Consider the following 19776-nt stretch of genomic DNA (forward strand, 5'->3'; position numbering starts at 1 on the left):
TTCGCGAAACCCTTGTGGTGGAGGTAGTGGAAACGTCATGGCCCGATCTTGCCCGAGTTCTGCCAACTCTCCCCGCCGTCCACTGGCTTATTCAGAGCAAGCTGTCCCGGTTGGGGTGATCGGGGTAGGCAACATGGGCCAGCACCACACCCGCGTTTTCAGCCTGATGAAGGATGTGCGGGTCGTGGGGGTAGCGGATATCAACGTGGAACGGGGATTGGATGTGGCCAGCCGCCACCGCGTTCATTTCTATGAGGACTACCGCGATCTGCTGCCCCATGTAGCTGCCGTGGCCATTGCCGTGCCGACGGTTCTGCACCACGAGGTGGGTATGGCCTGCCTGGAGGCCGGGGTACATGTGCTGATCGAAAAGCCCATCGCTGCCAGCATCAGCGAAGCAGAATCGCTGGTGAACCGAGCTGCCGATTGCAATTGTATTTTGCAGGTGGGGCACATCGAGCGCTTCAGCCCTGTTTTCCAAAAGCTGGGCCAAGTCTTGCAAAGTGAAGAACCTCTGGCTTTCGAGGCTCACCGTCTCAGCCCCTATTCCGACCGCGCCAGCGATGTGTCGGTGGTATTCGACTTGATGATCCACGACATCGACCTATTGCTGGAGCTGATCCCATCTCCCGTGACCCAGATTACCGCCAGCGGCAACCGCATCTCCAAGCTGGGCTACCTGGACTACGTCACGGCTACTCTCACTTTTGCCAACGGTGCCATCGCCACCCTCACTGCCAGCAAGGTCACCCACCGCAAGGTGCGCAAAATTACCGTCCACTGCAAGAATGCCTTGGTAGAAGCAGATTTTCTACACAATGAGATCTCGGTGTACCGCCAGGGATCCGTCGGCAGCACCAGCGACTACGGCCAAATGCCCTACCAGCGGGATTGTTTGATTGAGAAAGTCCACACCGACAATATCGACAAGCTGCATGCCGAACTGGAGCACTTCATCAATTGCGTGCGGGGGGGCAACCAACCTTCTGTGGGTGGGGAACAGGCCCTGAAAGCATTGAGGCTGGCCTCGGAGGTAGAGCGGATTGCTTTGGATGGATGTGCCTGGAGCGAAGCCAAGCCCCGCCGTAGTCTCCTATCCTAGTCTTTAACGCAAGCCCCAGATGGGGGCAGAGCCCTGTTGTTGGCCCATAGCCATTCCAGCATCAGGCTGGGGAAGAAAAAGCGACATTCGCGCCCGCGGAGTGCAGCTCTATTGACAGCTCCCCATTCGGGTGGCAGCTTTTCGAGCGAGCAATGGGGCTCCCACCAGACTCAGGCAAGAGGTGGCATCCACAGCTGTGAAATCGGGCACGCAAGCCCCGGCAGCAACGGCGAGTCCAATTCGAGTCCAATTCATCTTTCCCAAGCAAGTTTTGATCAACACCAACTGCCTTTGCTGACGCCGGTAGACTTCCACTTGTTGCTGTTGCCAGTCCACCACTCAATACTCCTGTAGCCCAAGCCGACTGTAAAGCTTGAGCTTAGTTTGCTTATCTTGGCCAATATTGCGAGCTCCAGGGCTCAGCACTTCTACCGCCGATTCTGGGGCACTGTGGAGTTTGCCATCCGCCCCTAACGCTGTTCTCAGTCGAGAGCGGCTTACCCACACCACATCAGGAGCCACATTGTTATCTTCGGCAAAAATCACTCCCGGAGCAGTGTTGGCCAATCTCAGGCCCGTTTTCTCACTCTATTCGCCTTTCAAATTTCTTCTAAGATGCGAAATTGCACATGGTTAATGGCCAGCTCCCCAATTGAGGCTTGGTCGGTGTTGATCGTCTCGAAAGGGATCCCTTTGGCGATCTCGGTATGGGTCCAGGGCAAGCCCATGAAGTAGCGCTGCGAATAGGGGCGCTCCCCCCGATCGTCGGGGTTCGACTCCATCGGCACCCAACCCCAGCCGGGCAGATAAAACTCAATCCACACGTGGTTGTACTGGGGAAACAGCGGGATCCCTTTCAGTTCTGGGTGAGGTGGGCATTTGTAGCGCCCCACCGTGCGGCAAGGGATCCCATTGAGGCGGGCCAAAGCCAACAGCACCCCCACATATTCACCACAAGAACCGGAGCCACGCCGCAAAACCTCATCCGGCGGATCGATGCGAGAGGTGACCCGGTAGGAGAGCTTGTCGTAAACATAGGCCCGGATATTGAGCATTTTGCGCAGCAAGTTGGTCTCGCTGCCGACGACCCGCCGCGCTGCCTCTCGAACAATCGAGGTGTCCATGGCCAGGTAGTCATCGTCCACCAAGTAGCGATCCCGCAGCTCCCTGGGCAAAACGGCAGCCTCTACATCCAGTGGATCGATGCAGTACTTGATACTGTAGAGATCCAACACCGCCCGCCAGCCAAACAAGCGCACCTCATGGGCCCCCAGGGATCCCAGCGAAAACACCGCCACCTGTTGGCCGGATTGCTCTTCCACTTCAAACGGCAGACCTACCCAGTGCAGGCTGCGCACCCGTTGGCGAAGGCTGTTGCAGGGTAAGGCAATTCGCCAGACCAAATCGGGCAGGAAGCGCGGCTCTTCTTGGGCAATTTCTTCCACATAGGTCAGCTCCACCCGATAGCCGTGGGAGAGGGTGTAGGTGGCGCGTTCCCCCAGACACTGGGGCTGAAAAACTACCGGACAGGCAATGGGGGAATCCTCGGCCTCGGTTCCACTGCCGCCAGAGGGGTCGGGGGAGCTAGGGGGATCCAAAGGCCGCAGGCGCAGGGGAGCCACCCAGGTTTTGTCGCGCAGGGCCACCGACAAGGGATCCGGAGCGTTGGGGTTGTCGTGGATATAGGCTTCTTCGTGGGCGTAGGCTACCCAGAGCTGCCCCCGCCAGTAGGCCAAGCCTGTCGGCCCAGGAGAAGGGGTGAGGATGCGGGCCAATTCTCGCCCGGTCTGGCGCTCCAGCACATAGATCGTCTCTTCCACCCGATCACTCACCCAGAGGTAGTCTCCCTGCACCGCAATCTGTTCTCGGCCAACCCCAGGGGCAGGCATCTCCTGCACAATAAGGCCACGGCTGGGATCCAGTTGCAGGATTTTTTCCCGTCGGTAGCAGGTGGCATAGAGGTAGCGGTTTCCCATGTGGGGATCGATCCAGAGGGCGATCCCTTCGATAGGGTAGGGGCACCTACACACTGGAAAGGCTTCCAGGGATCCCGGTTGCTGCAGAGCGGACATGGGAATGCGCAAGATTTGCCCCTCTTGCTCCCGACTGAGCCAAATCCACGCTTGATCCCCTTCTGACTCTACCCACAAACCGTAAGCGCCTTGGAAAGAATGGACATGATGGGGATTGAGCAGCAGGGTGTTGTGCTCTTGAATTTCCACCAAATAGCCCCTCACCCGATCCAAGCCCAACAGGCGATCTCCCCAGGTGGCCAAACCTTCCAAAGCAACCAGCCCCAGAGGTTGCAGAGGGGCCACAGTTCCCTGTTGCCGCCCAGATGGAGGCCACCAAGCAGGCTGGGATCCTCTTGCCGTGGAACCTAGATTTTTCAGAGCACCCAGATCATTTGCCGGATGGATGGCAACCATGAAGGCTTCCTTGCCTATGGATGAAGTTGACATGCTGGCGCGATCTGCACCAAGGCGGTACGACTGTCCAATATTTACTGTCCAACATTATTATGATGCGCCTCTTTTCAACCCCACACCCAAGGCTTCTCGACCGATGTATCCCTGCTAGTCTTGCCAGGACTGGAGAATGTTACGATGATGGCGGCTTTTTGGCCAGCAAGATAGAGCAGCGGTGGGGAGTGGTAGGGGATGGAGTTGGCCTTGGCAATTGGCGGCCTGGTGGCAGGGATCCTAGCCGGGGTGCTGGGCATTGGCGGTGGAACGATCCTGGTGCCCTTACAGGTCAGCTTGGGGATACCACCGGTTCAAGCTGCAGCCACCAGCAACCTTTCCATCGTTATGACCTCGATTGCAGGCAGCATCCAAAACTGGCGGATGGGCATGCTGGATCTGAAACGGGTGATCCTGCTGGGGATCCCAGCGTTGCTTACGGCTCAAGTAGGAGCAATTATCGCCAGTCGCCTTCCCAGCTATCTGCTGTTGGCAGCGTTTGGAGTGTTGCTGCTGGCCAACACTTACCTGGTGCAACTCAACAAAAAGGTGGTTATCCAGGCCCAAGAATTGGGGGCTGACGTCAGCGGTGCCGAGCACCTCAGCGGGACGGAGTCCTCAGGGCAGATGTCTCCCTGGTTAGCCCGCGCCCTGACCGGTGGCGCTGCCGGTTTGTTGGCCGGGCTGTTTGGCATCGGCGGTGGGGTGATCCTGGTGCCAATGCAGATCCTGCTGCTGAAAGAGACGATCAAAGTGGCGATTCAGACCAGTCTGGGGGCCATTGTAATCACAGCAGTTGCTGCCACCGCCAGCCATGCGGGCCTCAGCGATTGGATCTGGAATGGCCTGGGGTTGGGGGACGGCACTATCCACCAAAATGTGCTCTGGATCCCTGGTTTGATCTTGGGGACAGGGGGGTTAATCGGTGTACAGATCAGCACACGCACCCTGCCCAAATTGCCCGATGAAACCGTCGGACTGCTGTTTCGGGGCTTTCTGACCATCCTTTCTCTCTACATTTTTTGGCAAGCTTGGCAAAGCTACCGAGCCCTGTGAAGTGATCCTGGTCTGCCTGAGCGCTCAAGACAGCAGTCCTTGGTCATTTCGATTCTACGTTGGACGCGCTTTCCCCTCAGAGGACAGGGATCCTGCTGTTTGGGATAGGGCACCTTGTTTGCAGGGGTCATGCACAGGGTAGCTGCCAAAGAGCTTCAAGGTTTCGGCAATCGATTCCAGCGCCGCAATCACCTCGGCATCCAGATAGGGCTGGCCAACAGGATTCTCCAGATCGACAAAGACATAAGTCCCTGCCTGTCGGATCCCGTTAGCCAAGCCCTTGCCCAGAGCAAAGGCCAGAAAGTCTTTTTTTCCTGCAAGCGCGGGGGGGTAGGTTGCAGGTTTGGCTCGGACAAGAGATCATAGAGTTTCGTCAAAACCCAAAGCTCCCATTGACAGCGTGACGGTGGAACACAAGCACATTCAGTTAGACAGTCGGCCCGCTGGCCTGAGTACAGCCACCGGTACCATCAAAGCCCAGTTGGACTTGCTACTGCTGGGGCTGGAGTCCCTGAGCGGAGAAAGTTCCGAAGCGGTTCTGTCCGCAGCCAAAGCCCTCAACTTGGAAGAGCAGATTGGCGATCGGGTGACTCTCTGGCGACTGCGCAATGCTAACCCCTTGCGCCGCAGCAGCGGTGGGCGCAAAAAGGTGGATATCGAAGAGGCCCGCGCCCTGGTGATGGTGATTGCCTATCTGGCTGCTCAGCAACAAGCCCGTATCCGCAGCACCTTGGAGCAACTGGAAGCCGCTGTCGATCAAGAGCTCAGCCCCTTCCGTCAGCCGCTGGTGGGAGATTACTTGGATGAATTCCTCTCTCACTACCGCAGCCGCATGGTGGATGGGGACGTGCGCGATGAGAATAGCCTCACCGAGCTGGCCCTGCGCATCTTGATTGAGCTGATGTTCTACAGTAGCCCGAAAGGCGCTCAGCGCCTGTGGAAAGCCTTGCTCAGCCGTCCTGAGATGGATTTGCCTGCCGGCAGCGATCTGGAAGAAGAGGGGGTAGCCCACAGCTCCGGCCCCGATACCTCACCCTCTTCTTGAGGCAGGTTCGTCAATTATCACCTCTGTTATCGCCTCTGTAGCCCTCTACCCGTGTTGTTTGCCCGCAGTTGCCATGCCCAGCCTCACCCTGATTAGCCACACCTATCAACAACCCACTTCTACGCTGACTGTACGGGGAGAAGCCCCTGCCGATTCCAATTCTTCAGACTCCTCTGCAACGCCGCCGCTGCAAGCCATCCAGCGCAGCTTCGAGTGTCAGTTGGAAATCCGCCAGGGGGAGACAGTCAAAACTTTACACGGCGATAACGTTTGGCTCAACGATTTGATCACCGTAATCGACCGCTACGTGGGATCCCACTTGAGTGGGGAACCCAAGGGAACCTTCAGCGGTACCGTGGCCATCCGTCCGCTTGATTTTATTTTTCATCGTCTCACGGTGCGCCAAGGGGAAGATCGCATCGCGCAGGTGGATTTGTCGATGACGCAGTTGTACGACCTGCTGGAGAACCTCTCCCAGGTGGCGGATGACATTCCCCAACTGGCCAATCTGGGAACTCCGGTGACGCGGGCTTGGTATCGACAGCCCACTGGGATCGCGGCCCTGCTGGTGGGAGGGATCGCAGTTGTGGCCGGTGTTGGGATCTGGGCCAGTCGCCCCCCTAGGGATCCCACAGCTTCCCCTTCCCCGCAAGAGCAGCTCACCATCCCTGCCTTGACGGGTCAATCGCAGCCTTTGGCCACATCCCCTCAAGAATCTGACCCAACAGCGGGAAGAGAGGCAGCAGGGGCGGATCCCCTTTCCCGTCTGCGAGACATTTTGGCAGAGCAGTGGCAGTCTCCCCCCGATTGGCCAGAGAGCTTGGCCTATCGAGTAACTGTAGATGAGACGGGATCCCTGCTGGCTGCCGAGCCGGAGAATGAGCTTGCCCGAGAGCGCCGAGCCGAAACCCCATTTGCCGACCTGCCGGAGCTACCGCCGGATCCCTTGCCAACAGGCGCACAACAGTTCCGCGTCAGCCTAGAGCCGGGCAACCAGGTGGAAGTAACCCAGGACAGGTAGGCATCCCGACAGGCCAAGCTGGGGTGGGTCAGCACTATAGTCTACCTAGGGATGTTATCGATAGTCACTTCAGGTTAGGGTGAGACCCGTGGGCCACTGAGAACAGCTCTCTGGCCCCCTGCGTTCAACGTTTTAGGTGTTGGGTGCATTGTCCCAGTTTGAATCGAAATAACCCTACTTTCAGGGCCAGGGGATTAGAGGAAGCAATCTGACCCTGAAGAGTAAGCCAGAAAGAGAGAGGCCGCCGAGTTGGGAGAGCCAGGGCCACACTGGCGACGCCGCCAATGCCGAGGCGCAAAGGCTCTACTGATCGCATCTGAAGGGTTTAATCGGCTTCAGACAGCTAGGGCAATGAGGACAAGAGGATAAAGTGGAAGAGTTCCCTCTATATCGGATCGCTGCCACTCTATGACCGCAACCATCGAAGTGCCTAAGCAAGGCTTACCTGTCACCATCATCACAGGTTTTTTGGGCAGTGGGAAAACCACCCTTCTCAACCACATCCTCAACAACCAGAAAGGGATGCGCACAGCGGTGCTGGTCAACGAGTTCGGCGAGATCAGCATCGATGCGGAGCTGATCGTCTCCAGCGAAGAAGACTTGGTGGAGCTGAACAACGGCTGCATCTGCTGCACCATCCGGGACGACATCGCCGAAAGCGTGTTGCGGTTGATGGAACGTTCCGACAAGATCGACTACCTGGTGGTGGAGACTACGGGATTGGCGGATCCCTTGCCGGTGGCCCTCACCTTTTTGGGGCCAGAATTGCGAGATCTGACGCGGCTAGACTCGATTATCACCCTGGTAGATGCCACCAACTTTGCCCCCGATCTGTTCAACAGCAACGTGGCCTACAGCCAAATTGCCTATGGGGATGTGATTCTCCTCAACAAAATCGATTTGGTCGAGGAAGCCGAGATCGAGCGTCTGGAAAAACGCATCCGCGAGATCAAAGAAGATGCCCGCATTTTGCGCACCGTCAACAGCGCAGTTCCCCTGGAGCTAATCTTGGATACCGATTTGTTTCAGGCCAGTTCCTTGCCCCAAGAAGAAGCCCATGATCACGACAGTCACGACCACCATGACCATGAGCACGATCATGACCACCACCACTCCCATCACAGCCACATCGAGGCTGACGGCTTTAACTCCCTAGCCTTTGAGAGCGATCAGCCCTTCTCTTTGGATGCTTTCCAAAATTTTCTCAACGAGTTGCCCGATGCAGTCTTTCGTGCCAAAGGGGTGTTGTGGTTCGAGGAAAGCCCAGAGCGACATATCTTTCACCTCAGCGGTCGGCGCTATACCCTCAGCAGCGATGAGTGGCCTCGCCAGCCCAAAAACCAGTTGGTGCTCATCGGTCAGCGCCTCGATACAGCCCAGCTGCGGAAAAAACTCCAGGCCTGTATTGCCCGTCCGGCCACGCGGGGTCAAGGGTTTGGTCGCTGAATCAGGACTTGGCGGCAGTCCAGGCTAAAGAAAGTCGGGCTACATTCCAGCAGCCTCGATCATGAAGCCCTGAGGTGATGGCCCACTCTCCATGTCCGACATCTTTGTGATGATCCGCAATCAGGCCAACAACGCGCTCACCTCTATCGATGGGATCCCTTTTCTCAGTTTCCTGGAGCGAGAGGGGCAGTTGATTGCAGAAGAAACCATTGAGTTGATCTATGCGGACGCTGGATTTGATGACCTGCCAATTGGAGAATACACTGTGGGGGTACGGCATGAACGGGTGGAGCCCCCGAAAGCCACCTGCCCGGTCAGTATTGCCTCTGAGGACGAGGTTGTTTTGGTAACATTTGTTTACCTTGAGCCCGAGCGGGTTCTGCTGACTATTCACGTCTCTGTGGAGAAGAGGTTGTAGCCATGACTGTCAAGGTCATCCCATCGCGCTCGATCAAAGCCTTTCGCTATCGGGTGTTTTGTTTGGGACAGGATCTCTGGAATGCCCGGGATCCGATTAGCCGTGCCAACCTTGCTCTGCAACTGGCGGATGCCGCTACGACTTTGGCCCGAATGGAAGTCCAAGCCGCTCAGCCCTTCAGCTCAAGCCCTTCCTATTCCCTGCCGGAAGCTGGCCATAGGTAGCCATCGATCCAGCCGGGAATCGAGGCCAGACGCAAGGGATCCCGCCTACTCCCACTCGATGGTGCCAGGGGGCTTGGAGGTGATGTCGTAAACCACGCGGTTGATGCCGGGCACCTCGTTGACGATGCGGTTGGAAATGGTGGCCAAGAGGTCGTAGGGAACTCGCGCCCAATCGGCGGTCATACCGTCTTCGCTGGTAACCAGCCGCACCACCACCGGGCAGGCATAGGTGCGCTTATCCCCCATCACCCCCACCGACCGCACTTCCGGCAGCAGCACGGCAAAGGCTTGCCAAAGTTTGGGATAGTAGCCGGAGCGGTTGATCTCCTGCCGCACGATCATGTCCGCTTCTCGCAGGGTTTCCAGCCGTTCTTTGGTAACCTCGCCTACAATGCGGATGGCCAGCCCCGGCCCCGGAAAAGGATGGCGGCCCACAATCTCTTCCGGCAGACCCAAAGAGCGGGCCAGTTGCCGCACCTCGTCTTTGAAGAGCTTGCGCAAAGGCTCTACCAGCTTAAAGCGCAGATTTTCGGGCAGGCCGCCGACATTGTGATGGCTTTTGATCTTGACGGCAATGCGTTCTCCAGTAACCGGATCCACATGGGTATTGGCAGACTCGATCACGTCTGGGTAGAGAGTGCCTTGGGCTAAGTACTCAAAAGGACCCAGCCGCTGGGATTCTTCCTCAAACACGCGAATAAACTCTGCCCCAATTCGTTTGCGTTTTTCTTCGGGATCGGTAACCCCCTGCAACTGCCGGAGAAACCGCTCCTGGCCATCCACGTAGTGGACGGGAATGTGAAATTGCTCTTGGAAAAGGCGCAGCAGCCGCTGGGGCTCTTCCTTGCGCATAAACCCTTGGTCGATGAACACGCAGGTGAGCTGGTCGCCGATGGCCTTGTGCAGCAGAAAAGCCAAAGTAGAGCTGTCTACCCCCCCCGAGAGGGCCAACAGCACCTTCTTATTGCCCACACGGGCACGTACCTCTCGAACGGCTTCCTCCAGAAAAGCTGCCGTTGTCCAGGTGGGCTCGCAACCGCAGATGTGATAGACAAAGTTGCGGATGAGAAAGGCGCCAGCCTCTGAGTGGGCCACCTCCGGATGAAATTGCACCCCGTAGAGACGACGCCTTGGATCGGCAATGGCGGCACAGGGGGTGTTGTCGGTAGAGGCCAAGGTGTGAAAGCCCGGCGGCAGTTCGGTAACCGAATCCCCGTGGCTCATCCACATGATGCTGTTTTCCGGCAGGTTGGTGAGCAGGTCGGTGGGATCCAAAATGTGCAGAGCGGCACGGCCATATTCCCCCTTCTGGGCTGCCTCCACCTTGCCCCCCAACTGTTGCACCATGAGTTGCATGCCATAGCACACCCCCAGAACCGGGATCCCCAGGTTCCAAATCTCAGAGTCACACACCGGAGCGCCTGGCTCATACACCGAGTTGGGGCCCCCGGAGAGGATGATGCCTTGCGGTCGCAATTGCCGCAGTTGCTCAGCAGAGGTGCGATAGGAAAGGATTTCCGAATAGACGTGGGTTTCGCGGATGCGGCGGGCAATGAGCTCAGAGTACTGGGATCCAAAATCGAGAATGACAATCATCTGAGGCTGCACCTCGAGGGGGAAGAGAAAAGACTGGGATCAAGCATAAGAGTTGAGGGGATGACAGAGCCTCACACAGTGCAGAATACCCAAGCTTGAAAAATTGGGTTTAGATTAAGAAACCTAACTTGAGTGCCTCTCTATCCTAGCAAGGGGAAGGTGCCCTGCTGCCGTCCCTCAGAACTGTCCCAAAAGCCGCGATTGGTTTTGCCCTGCGAGAGGGTTTATACCGGTAACTGGTGATGGTTTGCAATACAGACCCACGGCCTATCGACTTATGATCAAGCAAGGCTGAATGGTCGAGATTAAGGCGGATATCGGCAGGGATCCCTAGAGCTGCTTCATGTCCATCGCTGCTGAATCATTTCAAACTTACCTTCGTCGCCGCCGTCGCCGGCTTGCCCACCGCCTCAAACGACAGCAGGGGTGGGGTGTGATTTTGGCGTTGTTGGCCCTGTATCTCCTCAGTTGTGATGGACTGGGGGAGGGTGGATCGCCGCCGCGACTGTGGACGGGGCAGCCCTTGTGGTTGGTGGTGATCCCTCTGTTGGGGGGAGGGCTGTACAGCTTGGGCGCGGGGCTCCTCTGGATGCTGGGGCAGCGCCGACTTCCCCAGGGATCCGCAGGTTCTGCGCAGCTTTTGGCCCAGATGATCAGCTTGCCCCACTTGGCTTTGGCTGCCCTACTCTGGTTGGGGTTGGCGATTTGGGGAGAGCATCTTCTGCCTTTCCTGGCACGGCAAAAGCCCCAATTGTTGGCGGGCCTGTTCGTCAGTTGGCTGCTGGCTCAGGGGTGGAGTTTTCTGCAAACGGGGTGGGTGGTGGAGGCTGGGCAACTGTGGGCCGACTACCTGCAGGAGCTGCGCGGTTCTGTATTACAGCCTTGCTACCAGCGCCTGGAAGCCTGTCGTCGCTCGCTTCATCTTTACCACGCCATTTGGCAAGACCTGCAACTGGAAGAACTGGAAGCCCAGCACCTGATTCAACTGTTGTCTGAGTCGTTGCTGCCGCTGACCCTGCCGCTCAAGATCTATGCTCAGCGGGTTCACCATTGCTGTCAGCAGTTGGCAGCCCTACTGGCGCAAATGCAGGAGCGGGTAGAACGGCTGGAGCAAGTGCTACTGAATGTGGAGCTGGAGTTGGCCTCCTATCAGTTGCTCCAAACTCAGCCCCAGCCGATCAACTTGCTGGCGGAAGACTGGGCCAACTGTCAGGAGCTGGATTTGCAGGAGTTGGTCTGCCTAAACCAAGAGCTGCTGGGCACCGACCGCTCTTTGCAGGGCTTGACCCAAGAGCTGAAAGGCTGGGCCGACAGAGCCATCCCTGCCGGATTGAAACTGGGATCGCCATGGCTGGGATCCCTGGGATGAACAAGGCTGACGCTCCTTCCTCTGAGCCTCCAGAGCTCAAGGCCCTGTGGGAAAGCTGGCTGGCGGATCTGGGTTGGCAGCCCTCTGAGCAGCAGCAGCAGCAACTGCAACAGCTCTATCCCTTGGTGATGGCCGGAAACCGAACCCAGAACCTGACCCGCATCACCGATCCCATCGATTTTTGGGAGAAACACCTGTGGGATTCTCTGCGGGGCCTGCGCCTGCTGGGATCCTGGGAGGCAATCCAAGCTCAACCCTGGCGGGGGATCGACATCGGCACCGGGGCAGGGTTTCCGGGGATCCCGGCCCAAATTGCCCTGCCTCAGGCCAGCTTTACCTTGCTGGACAGCACCCAACGCAAGATTGCCTTTGTGCAGGACATCTTGCAGAGGCTCTCTCTCACCCAAGCGCGGGCGGTGGCTCAACGGGCCGAAATCTGGGGACAAATCCGGCAGGAACGGGGCAGCTATGATGTCGCTCTGGCCAGGGCTTTGGCCTCGGCGGAGATCTGCGCCGAGTATTGTCTGCCACTGCTCAAAGTAGGGGGGCGTGCCATTCTCTATCGTGGCCATTGGACGGAGGCAGAAGCCCAAACGCTGGAGCGGGCCCTCAAGATCCTGGGCGGAAAACTGATCCATGTAGAAGCCTTCACCACACCCCACAGCCGTGGGGTGCGCCACTGCCTATTGCTGGAGAAAGTGGCCCCAACACCGCCTCTCTATCCTCGCTCTCCTGGCATCCCCAAACGCCAACCCTTGGGCCAAAGTAATCGCCCATGAAGGTTAGGATCCTGAGTTTCCATCTTGCTACAAAAGTTCTCCCAATTCTCGGACAAAAAGCTGGAAGGATGGCTTTGCAAATGCCATTGGGAAGACTAAGATGTGGTTGGCATGAGGTTCGGATTGAGCGAATGGTTTAACCAGGTGAGCCTCCGAACTGAACGCTAAAGGGTAAGGTTCGGAGTTTGCTACACCATGACCATTTTTGTAGGTAATTTGTCCTTCAAGGCCAGCGAAGAAGACCTGCGACTTGTGTTCGCCGAATACGGCACCGTTAAGCAAATTAAGCTGCCGGTGGATCGGGAGACTGGCCGTAAGCGAGGTTTTGCCTTTGTGGAACTGGAAAACGAAGCCGATGAGCAAAAGGCCATCGACGAGCTGGACGGTGCTACTTGGATGGGCCGGGATCTGAGGGTCAACAAGGCGTTGCCTCGGCAGACCAGCGCAGGCGGTCGGGATGGCCGCTCTTCCCGCTTTTGAGTTAACATGCATCTACCCTTTCTCAGATGAGGTTTGAGCCAGGGATCCCAACCCGCGATCCCTGGCCTCTAGTATTTACCCAAGAGCGATCTGCCCAGAAAAGCCAGGCCAAACCAGGCAGAGGCCACCAGGACAATGGCTGGGCCGGAGGCGACGTTGAGGTAGTAGCTGGCGTACATCCCCAACAGGCTGGCGCTCACCCCGAACAGGGATCCCAGCAGCATCACCTGGTGCAGTTGAGGCACTAGCAGATAGGCGGTTGCTGCCGGCGTGATCAGCATGGCCAACACCAAGAGCACGCCCACTGCCTTCATGCTGGCCACCAACGTCAGGGAGGTGAGCACCATCAGCCCCCACCCCAGCCGCTCGGTGGGCAGGCCGGCTGCTTTGGCCCCCAAGGGATCGAAGCTGTAAAAGGTCAATTCCTTGAAGAAGAGGGCCACTAACCCCAACACCAAAAGGGTGATGCCCACCACTGTCAGCACATCGACAGCATTCACCCCCAGGAGGTTGCCGAAGAGGAAGTGGTTGAGATCGATGCGAGCCCGCCGTTGGATCAAAGTGATCAACAGGATCCCCAAGGCAAAAAAGGCCGAAAAGACGATCCCCATGGCTGCATCCGGCTTGAGGGGGCTGGCGGAGCGGATCCATTGAATTAAGAGGGCGCTGAGGAGACCGGCCACAAAGGCTCCCACAAACAGGTTGAGGCCCAGCATGTAGGCAATGGCCAGGCCCGGCAGCAGCGAATGGCTGATGGCATCCCCCAGGAGGGCCAAGCTTTGCACCAGCAGATAGCTGCCCACCACGGCACAGAGAATGCCGACGGCCACCGCCACCAGCAGAGCCCGTTGCATGAAGGCAAAACTCAAGGGATCCGCCAGGCTGTGCCAGAGCCATTCCATAACGTTGTTGACCTCAAACTCTCCCTAGGCAGCTGAGTCCAGCAGCAGGGCTCGGCCATAGGCCCGCTGCAACACCGCTGGCTGCAACACCTCCCGCGGGGATCCCTGGGCAATTAAGACACGGTTGAGGAGGAGCACTTCGTCGAAGTAGGCCCGGGCCTGCCCCAAATCGTGGTGCACCACCATCACGATGTGGCCGGCATCTGCCAGCTCCCGCAACACCTGGAACAAAATAGCTTCGCTGGGCTGGTCGATCCCGGCAAAGGGTTCGTCAAGGGCGTAGATCTCCGCTTCTTGCGCCAAGGCCCGCGCCAGGAACACCCGCTGCTGTTGTCCCCCCGACAGCTTTCCAATGGGGCGATCCCGGTAGGCCCCCATCCCCACCCGCTCCAGGGCTTGAGCAGCCCGCTGCTGCCCCTTTTTCCCGATGCGGCGAAACCAGCCAGCAGCTCTCACCTGCCCCATCAACACCACATCCCACACCGTGGCGGGAAACGACCAGTCGATGGCCGAGCGCTGGGGTACATAGGCCACTTGCTCTCCCCGCAGCGCTTGTCCGCCGTAGCGCACTTCCCCCCGTTCCAGCGGCACCAACCCCAACAGCCCCTTGAGAAAGGTGCTTTTGCCGGCTCCGTTGGGCCCAAGGATGCCCGTGAGGCGGCCCGGCGCGATTTCAGCTTGGATCCCTTGCAGCACCCGCAGGCTGCCGTAACGCACCGTCAGATCCCGCACCACCAGGGATCCCCTGGCCGGGCGAAGAGGGAGAGGAGCAGATTGCTTTTTCATTTTGCTTTCATTTTCGAGTAAGTCCAGTGTACCCTAAAGGGGTACCTAAATCATGAAACGATAATGAAAAGTCCTGTCTTCCTTTGGGGGCGGCGCCGTTGGGTAGCGGCCTTCGGCTTGGCGATCAGCAGTTTTCTGGCCCTAGCCGGTTCGGGTTGGGCGCGTCCCCGCGTTGTGGCCACCACCACACTGATCGCCGATTGGGTGGAGCAGGTGGGCCAAGATCGCATCCAGCTCACCAGCCTGCTGCAGCCGGGGATGGATCCCCACATCTACGAGCCGGCACCGGCGGATGGGATGGCCCTAGAGCGGGCAGACTTGGTGTTTTACAACGGCTACAACCTGGAGCCGGGGTTGATGCGCCTCATCGAGGCCACAGCCCAACAGGCGCGGCGGGTTGCCTTGGCCGAGATCCTCGATCCCATCGTCACCAATGAGGAGGATGGGATCCCCACTCCCGACCCCCACGTGTGGGGCAATGTGGAAAACGTCATCCGCATGGTGGAGCGCATCGCCCAAGAGCTGGCGGAACAGGTGCCTGGCGAGGCGACCTTCTTCCAAACCAATGCTGCTGCCTATCGAGCAGAGCTGGAGGAGCTTCATGCCTGGATTGGGGAGCAAATTCAGACCATCCCCCCTCCCAACCGGGTTTTGGTGACCACTCACGATGCCTTTGCCTACTACACCCAAGCCTACGGCCTGAAAATGGGGGGATCCCTGCTGGGGATCAGCACCGAAGAACAGCCCAGCGCCCAGACAGTGGCCCGCTTAGTGGAGGAGATCCGCGCTCTGCGGGTGCCGGCTATCTTTGCTGAGACCACCCTCAACCCCGCTCTCCTCCAAACGGTGGCCACCGAAGCCGGGGTCAAGGTAGCCGAACAGAAACTGTACTCGGACTCTTTGGGGGAGCCAGGCAGCGGCGCCGAAACTTACGTTGCCATGATGCGCCACAACACCTGCACGATTGTGGTAGCCCTGGGCGGATCCCCTGAATGCTCTTGAGAAGCTGAGTCGAGGCAGGAGGTCTGAGTTTTGTATGATAGGGGCTCAGACCCTTGTTCTCTCACCTCTTCCATGCCTGCTGTCATCCATCGCCCGGCCCGCACCCTCTACTGTGGCGAAGTCCGCCCGGCCCACATTGGCCAGACCGTCACCCTCTACGGCTGGATCGACCGCCGCCGCGACCACGGGGGGGTGATCTTTCTGGATTTGCGGGATCGCTCTGGCATTGTGCAACTGGTGGCGGATCCGCAGAAAACTCCGCAGTCATATCCACTGGCGGGGGAAGTGCGCAACGAATATGTGGTGCGGGTAACGGGAACTGTCCAGCAACGGCCCCCCGACTCCTTCAACCCTCGCCTGGCCACCGGCGAGGTCGAGATCTACGCCGAACAGTTGGAAGTGCTCAGTCCAGTCGGCAAGCAGCTCCCCTTCAGCGTCTCGGGAGAAGAAGCAGAGGAAGTGCGAGAAGAGATCCGCCTGCGCTATCGCTACCTGGATTTGCGGCGGGAGCGCATGTCCCGTAACCTGCAACTGCGCCACCGGGTCATCCAGGCCATCCGCCGTTTCCTAGAAGACGAGGAGGGCTTTGTCGAGGTGGAAACTCCCATTCTCACCCGCTCCACCCCAGAAGGGGCCAGAGACTACCTGGTGCCCAGCCGCGTCAACCCCGGCGAGTGGTTTGCCCTGCCGCAGTCGCCCCAGCTCTTTAAGCAGCTGCTGATGGTGGCTGGCGTGGATCGCTACTACCAGATCGCCCGCTGCTTTCGGGATGAGGATCTGCGGGCAGATCGGCAGCCGGAGTTCACCCAGTTGGACATGGAGATGAGCTTCATGGATCAAGAAGGGATCCTGGAGCTCAACGAGCGACTGATCTGCCATATCTTCAAAACTGTCAAAGGGATCCACCTGCCCCGTCCCTTCCCGCGCCTGACCTATGCCGAGGCCATGGCCCGCTACGGCTCCGACAAGCCTGACACCCGCTTTGGGATGGAGTTGGTGGATGTTTCGGAGGTGTTTCAGGGATCCCGATTCAAAGTCTTCGCCAAAGTGCTGGCTGAGGGCGGTTTGATCAAAATCCTGCCAGTGCCCGGCGGCGATGAAAAGATCTCCAACACCCGCATCAAACCAGGCGGGGATCTGTTCAAGCTGGTCACCCAGTATGGGGCGGGCGGCTTGGCCTTTATCCGGGTGCGGCCCGACAGCCTCGATACCATCGGCGCCCTGAAAGAGAGCTTGAGCCCCGAGCAGGAGAAGCGGTTGCTGGATCTCACCCAGGCCAAGCCAGGGGATCTGTTGCTGTTTGGGGCAGGGCCGGCGGCAGTGGTGAACGAGTCTTTGGGCCGGCTGCGGCTGCACCTGGGCCAGGAGCTGGGTTTGATCCCAGAGAACGCCTTGAATCTCCTCTGGATCACCGACTTTCCCATGTTTGAGTTCAACGCCGAAGAAAATCGCCTGGAAGCCCTGCACCACCCCTTTACCGCCCCCCACCCCGACGACTTGGCCGACCTGAAAACGGCGCGGGCCCAGGCTTATGACCTGGTGTGGAACGGCGTGGAAGTAGGAGGGGGATCCCTGCGGATTTACCAGCGGGAAATTCAGGAGCAGGTTTTTCAAGCGATTGGCCTCACCCCCGAACAGGCGCGGGACAAGTTTGGCTTTTTGTTGGAAGCCTTTGAGTATGGCACCCCGCCCCACGGCGGCATTGCCTACGGCCTGGATCGGCTGGTGATGTTGCTGGCCGGGGAAGATTCCATCCGGGATGTCATCGCCTTTCCCAAAACCCAGCAGGCGCGATGTTTGCTCACCGGCGCTCCTTCCAGCGTTGAGGCGAAGCAGCTCAAGGAACTGCACGTGGCTTCCACCTATCAGCCCGGTTGAGGGAGGTATCTTCCAACGACCACGGGTGCTCGATGATTTCGGCACGGGTAACAGGGCTGCGGAGATCCAGCAGACAATATTCCTTTTCAACCAAAAGGACTTTCATTGTGGAAGCCGGGCCTTTTTAACGGGACTTCAGGAGTGCCTGGGATCCCTTCTCCCAGCCCCAGCTCCCACCTGTGGGAGGATAGAAAGGAATACACCCCTACTTTTTTTGCCATGCTACAGCTGACGGGAAAGAAAGCCTTGGTAACCGGCATTGCCAACGAGCGCTCCATTGCCTGGGGCATTGCTCAGCAACTGCACAAAGCGGGGGCCAGCCTAGGGGTTACCTATCTGCCGGACGAGCGGGATCGCTTCAAAACCAAAGTTCAGCAACTCACGGATCCCTTGCAGCCAGATTTTCTCCTCCCCTGCGACGTGCAAAGCGATCAGCAGATCAGCGATCTGTTTCAGGGGGTAACCGAAAAATGGGGTCAGGTCGATATTCTGGTTCACTGCCTGGCCTATGTCAAAAAAGAGGAGCTGAGCGGCAACTTCAGCGATATCTCGCGGGAGGGGTTTGCCCTGGCCATGGATGTGAGCACCTACTCCCTGATTGCCCTCTGCCGGGCTGCCAAGCCCCTACTGAGATCCGGCAGCAGTGTCCTCACCTTGACCTACTTGGGAGGAGTGCGAGTGGTGCCCAACTACAACATGGCTGCCGTCACCAAAGCGGGCCTGGAAACCTGTGTCCGCTACTTGGCTGCCGAGCTGGGCCCTGCCGGGATCCGGGTGAACGCCATTTCTGCCGGCCCAATCCGCACCTTGGCCTCATCGGCCATTTCCGATTTTCATGCCATGCTGCATGCTGTGGAGGAGAAAGCTCCCCTACGGCGCAATGTCACTCAAATAGAGGTGGGCAATGTGGCGGCTTTTCTGGCCAGCGACCTGGCCAGCGGCATTACCGGCCAGGTGATCTACGTGGATAGTGGGTATAGCATCCTGGGTTTTTAAGCGCTTTGGGATCCCTTGGGGATGGCTCCGGCATGAATCGCTTCTCACCCTTGCAGCGGTTGCTGCTCACCTGGATCTTGATCGTCATCAGCGGCTGGCTGGCCATACAGGTGGGTCGGCTGTTTGGGCATTTGCTCACCACCATCCTGACAGCGGCGGTGCTGGCCTTTTTGCTCAACTACCCGGTGCAGGTGCTGCGGCGCTATCGGGTCAGTCGAGGTTTGGCGGTCACCCTGGTCTTTGCTCTCTCGGTGGTGCTGCTGGTCTTGGTGGGGATCGCCGTGGTGCCGGTCTTGGCCAAGCAAGTGGTGCAGCTGGGGGCGCGGATCCCAGAGTGGGTGGACACCTTACAAAATTGGCTCGACCAGATTAGCCTTTGGGCCGCCGAGCGCAACATCAACCTTGGCCAGACGGAGCTGGTCAATACCCTTCTCAACCGCCTGCAGGCCAGCGCCGAGAAAATTGCCGGCCAATCCCTGGATCTCCTTCTGGGTACGTTCAACCAGGTGATCGACTTGGTGCTGGTGCTGGTGTTGGCCCTCTACATGCTGCTCTACGGGGGCCAGTTCTGGCAGGGGTTGCTCAGCCTCTTCCCCAAACCTTGGGGGCCGCGCATTGGCGAAGCCCTAGCCCTCAGCTTTCAGAACTTCCTCATCAGCCAGTTGGTGTTGGGGTTCATCATGGCCCTGATGCTGGTGCCGGTTTTTGGGTTTTTGCGGGTACCTTTCGGGCTCCTGTTTGGCCTGCTGATCGGCCTGCTGGAGGTCATCCCCCTGGTGGGGGGGGTGATTGGCATTGGGGCGGCGGCGGTGTTGCTGGCCTTTCAGGACATTTGGCTCAGCCTTAAAGTGGTGCTGGTTTCCCTGATCGTGCAGCAGGTGAAGGATCGGGTCATCGCCCCCCGCCTGATGGGAGAGCTGATCGGGCTAAATCCAGTGTGGATCTTGATTGCCCTGTTGGTGGGGGCGCAACTGGGGGGCATCCTGGGCGTGATCGTCGCCATTCCCCTCAGCAGTGTGGTGAAAAGCCTTTACGAGATCGCCCGCTCTGCCGACCTGGCCGCCGAAGATGGGTTGGGTTCCGGTGTAAAAGGATCCCCGCAAGGGCTCCGTCCGAGTAGCGCCAACGGCGAACCCCGCCGGGATCCTACCCTGCCCAAGCCGGAGACCCAGCAGATCTAGCTGCTCCAAAAGGGAAGAGGCTCTGCCCATGCG

Annotated in this window: 20 protein-coding genes; 14 read left to right on the plus strand and 6 right to left on the minus strand. The window is 58.6% G+C overall.

Features of this window, described 5'->3' with window-relative positions:
• The first annotated feature begins 37 nt into the window (after positions 1-37).
• On the plus strand, positions 38-1102 hold the full coding sequence (locus ACVWZ1_RS07540) for a Gfo/Idh/MocA family oxidoreductase (protein ID WP_457503013.1): 1065 nt from the start codon (positions 38-40) through the stop codon (positions 1100-1102).
• Positions 1103-1441: 339 nt separating this feature from the next.
• Here the strand turns inward: ACVWZ1_RS07540 and ACVWZ1_RS07545 are convergent, their stop codons facing one another.
• On the minus strand, positions 1442-1669 hold the full coding sequence (locus tag ACVWZ1_RS07545; RefSeq protein ID WP_414408210.1) for a Uma2 family endonuclease: 228 nt from the start codon (positions 1667-1669) through the stop codon (positions 1442-1444).
• 32 nt (positions 1670-1701) lie between these two features.
• Positions 1702-3564, minus strand: coding sequence for a transglutaminase domain-containing protein (locus ACVWZ1_RS07550; protein WP_457503016.1), 1863 nt, complete (start codon positions 3562-3564; stop codon positions 1702-1704).
• A gap of 198 nt (positions 3565-3762) precedes the next feature.
• On the opposite strand from ACVWZ1_RS07550, the gene ACVWZ1_RS07555 reads away from it, so the two are divergent.
• On the plus strand, positions 3763-4620 hold the full coding sequence (locus tag ACVWZ1_RS07555; protein WP_457503017.1) for a sulfite exporter TauE/SafE family protein: 858 nt from the start codon (positions 3763-3765) through the stop codon (positions 4618-4620).
• A gap of 54 nt (positions 4621-4674) precedes the next feature.
• Here the strand turns inward: ACVWZ1_RS07555 and ACVWZ1_RS07560 are convergent, their stop codons facing one another.
• Complete coding sequence (locus tag ACVWZ1_RS07560; RefSeq protein WP_414357796.1) at positions 4675-4896, minus strand: hypothetical protein; 222 nt, start codon at positions 4894-4896, stop codon at positions 4675-4677.
• 124 nt (positions 4897-5020) lie between these two features.
• On the opposite strand from ACVWZ1_RS07560, the gene ACVWZ1_RS07565 reads away from it, so the two are divergent.
• The 5 genes from ACVWZ1_RS07565 to ACVWZ1_RS07585 all read left to right on the plus strand — a co-directional run bounded on the left by ACVWZ1_RS07565 (position 5021) and on the right by ACVWZ1_RS07585 (position 8774).
• Positions 5021-5665, plus strand: coding sequence for a DUF3038 domain-containing protein (locus ACVWZ1_RS07565; protein ID WP_457503019.1), 645 nt, complete (start codon positions 5021-5023; stop codon positions 5663-5665).
• Positions 5666-5723: 58 nt separating this feature from the next.
• A complete protein-coding gene (locus tag ACVWZ1_RS07570) occupies positions 5724-6686 on the plus strand; it encodes a DUF4335 domain-containing protein (protein ID WP_457503020.1) in 963 nt (320 codons plus the stop codon).
• A gap of 408 nt (positions 6687-7094) precedes the next feature.
• Positions 7095-8132: a CobW family GTP-binding protein gene (locus tag ACVWZ1_RS07575; protein ID WP_457503021.1), complete on the plus strand. Its 1038-nt coding sequence runs from the start codon at positions 7095-7097 to the stop codon at positions 8130-8132.
• A 91-nt stretch (positions 8133-8223) separates the two neighbouring features.
• Positions 8224-8550, plus strand: coding sequence for a hypothetical protein (locus tag ACVWZ1_RS07580; RefSeq protein WP_238376924.1), 327 nt, complete (start codon positions 8224-8226; stop codon positions 8548-8550).
• A 2-nt stretch (positions 8551-8552) separates the two neighbouring features.
• Positions 8553-8774, plus strand: coding sequence for a hypothetical protein (locus ACVWZ1_RS07585; RefSeq protein WP_011432797.1), 222 nt, complete (start codon positions 8553-8555; stop codon positions 8772-8774).
• A gap of 45 nt (positions 8775-8819) precedes the next feature.
• Here the strand turns inward: ACVWZ1_RS07585 and guaA are convergent, their stop codons facing one another.
• A complete protein-coding gene (gene guaA / locus ACVWZ1_RS07590) occupies positions 8820-10370 on the minus strand; it encodes a glutamine-hydrolyzing GMP synthase (protein ID WP_457503022.1) in 1551 nt (516 codons plus the stop codon).
• A 343-nt stretch (positions 10371-10713) separates the two neighbouring features.
• Here guaA and ACVWZ1_RS07595 point away from each other — a divergent pair, with 343 nt between their 5' ends.
• From ACVWZ1_RS07595 to ACVWZ1_RS07605, 3 genes are all read left to right on the plus strand, one after another.
• On the plus strand, positions 10714-11739 hold the full coding sequence (locus tag ACVWZ1_RS07595; protein WP_457503023.1) for a hypothetical protein: 1026 nt from the start codon (positions 10714-10716) through the stop codon (positions 11737-11739).
• A complete protein-coding gene (gene rsmG / locus ACVWZ1_RS07600; protein ID WP_457503024.1) occupies positions 11736-12518 on the plus strand; it encodes a 16S rRNA (guanine(527)-N(7))-methyltransferase RsmG in 783 nt (260 codons plus the stop codon). The genes ACVWZ1_RS07595 and rsmG overlap by 4 nt, the downstream gene beginning before the upstream one ends.
• 195 nt (positions 12519-12713) lie before the next feature.
• Positions 12714-12998 (plus strand): RNA recognition motif domain-containing protein, encoded by a 285-nt coding sequence (locus ACVWZ1_RS07605; protein ID WP_011432793.1) that lies wholly within the window; start codon positions 12714-12716, stop codon positions 12996-12998.
• A gap of 68 nt (positions 12999-13066) precedes the next feature.
• Here the strand turns inward: ACVWZ1_RS07605 and ACVWZ1_RS07610 are convergent, their stop codons facing one another.
• Together ACVWZ1_RS07610 and ACVWZ1_RS07615 are read right to left on the minus strand one after the other, a co-directional pair.
• On the minus strand, positions 13067-13900 hold the full coding sequence (locus ACVWZ1_RS07610; RefSeq protein WP_457503025.1) for a metal ABC transporter permease: 834 nt from the start codon (positions 13898-13900) through the stop codon (positions 13067-13069).
• A gap of 24 nt (positions 13901-13924) precedes the next feature.
• Entirely contained in the window at positions 13925-14686 is a 762-nt protein-coding gene (locus ACVWZ1_RS07615; RefSeq protein WP_457503027.1) for a metal ABC transporter ATP-binding protein, read from the minus strand.
• A 63-nt stretch (positions 14687-14749) separates the two neighbouring features.
• Here ACVWZ1_RS07615 and ACVWZ1_RS07620 point away from each other — a divergent pair, with 63 nt between their 5' ends.
• From ACVWZ1_RS07620 to ACVWZ1_RS07635, 4 genes are all read left to right on the plus strand, one after another.
• Positions 14750-15688, plus strand: a complete 939-nt coding sequence (locus ACVWZ1_RS07620; RefSeq protein WP_414357325.1) for a metal ABC transporter solute-binding protein, Zn/Mn family — start codon at positions 14750-14752, stop codon at positions 15686-15688.
• 72 nt (positions 15689-15760) lie between these two features.
• The gene (gene aspS / locus ACVWZ1_RS07625) at positions 15761-17566 is read left to right on the plus strand and encodes an aspartate--tRNA ligase (RefSeq protein WP_457466537.1); all 1806 of its coding nucleotides are present in this window, start codon (positions 15761-15763) and stop codon (positions 17564-17566) included.
• 219 nt (positions 17567-17785) lie between these two features.
• The gene (gene fabI / locus ACVWZ1_RS07630) at positions 17786-18562 is read left to right on the plus strand and encodes an enoyl-ACP reductase FabI (RefSeq protein WP_011432788.1); all 777 of its coding nucleotides are present in this window, start codon (positions 17786-17788) and stop codon (positions 18560-18562) included.
• A gap of 32 nt (positions 18563-18594) precedes the next feature.
• The gene (locus ACVWZ1_RS07635; RefSeq protein WP_414341734.1) at positions 18595-19743 is read left to right on the plus strand and encodes an AI-2E family transporter; all 1149 of its coding nucleotides are present in this window, start codon (positions 18595-18597) and stop codon (positions 19741-19743) included.
• Positions 19744-19776 lie beyond the last annotated feature (33 nt).

It is taken from the genome of Thermostichus sp. MS-CIW-25, from assembly GCF_054060015.1.